At 67.2% G+C, this 979-nt stretch carries 2 protein-coding genes; both read left to right on the top strand.

Annotated features, from left to right (window positions below; all coding sequences use genetic code 11):
- On the top strand, positions 1 to 469 hold a 469-nt coding region (locus H7I57_RS33960; RefSeq protein WP_443678334.1), incomplete at its 5' end, for an AMP-binding protein.
- 47 nt (positions 470 to 516) lie between these two features.
- On the top strand, positions 517 to 979 hold a 463-nt coding region (locus H7I57_RS33955), incomplete at its 3' end, for an AMP-binding enzyme (RefSeq protein ID WP_443678333.1).

Here is a 979-nt window from a genome sequence, read left to right as displayed (position 1 = left end):
CTGGACGCAATGCCATTCGTATGCGTTCGACTTCTCGGTGTGGGAGATCTGGGCCGCACTACTCGGCGGCGGCCACCTGGTCATCGTGCCCGAAAACGTGACATCCTCCCCGCCAGACTTCCACGCACTGCTGATGCGTGAACACGTCAACGTCCTCACCCAAACCCCCTCGGCAGCCACCGCACTCAACCCCGACGGCCTCGACGACGTCGCCGTGCTCTTCGGCGGAGAAGCCTGCCCCGCCGACATCGTCGACCGCTGGGCACCCGGGCGGGTCGTGATCAACGCCTACGGCCCCACCGAGATCACCGTCTACGCCACCATGAGCACACCCCTGACACCAGGATCAGGCCCCGCACCCATCGGCGCACCCGTGAATGGCTACACCCCGTCCCCCCAGGAACGGTCGGCGAACTCTACATCGCCGGCCACGGCGTCGCCGTCGGCTACCACGGACGCACCGCCCTGACCGCATCACGGTTCATCGCCTGCCCCTACGGGGCACCCGGCACCCGCATGTACCGCACCGGCGACCTCGTCGCATGGCGCCCCGACGGACAACTGCACTACCTCGGACGCGCCGACGAACAAGTCAAAATCCGCGGCTACCGCATCGAACTCGGCGAAATCCACACCGCACTGGCCGCAGCCGTCATCGCCCGCGAAGACCAACCCGGCATCAAACACCTCGTCGGCTACATCACCGGCACCGCACACCCCACCGCCGCACGTAACCACCTCGCCCAACAACTGCCCGCCTACATGGTCCCCGCGGCCGTGGTAGTGCTGGACACCCTGCCCCTGACCGTCAGCGGGAAACTCGACACCCGCGCCCTGCCCGCACCCGACCACACCGGCACCGACCACTACCGCGCCCCNACCGACGCCGTCGAAGAAATCCTGGCCGGCATCTACNCCCAAGTCCTCGGACTCNAACACATCNGCATCGACGACTCCTTCTTCGACCTCGGCGGCGACA

Origin of the sequence: Mycolicibacterium pyrenivorans (genome assembly GCF_025821625.1) — a bacterium.
GTDB lineage: Bacteria > Actinomycetota > Actinomycetes > Mycobacteriales > Mycobacteriaceae > Mycobacterium > Mycobacterium pyrenivorans.
The sequence above is the reverse complement of the archived record's forward strand: the minus strand, read 5'-3'. Positions and strand labels throughout refer to the sequence as shown.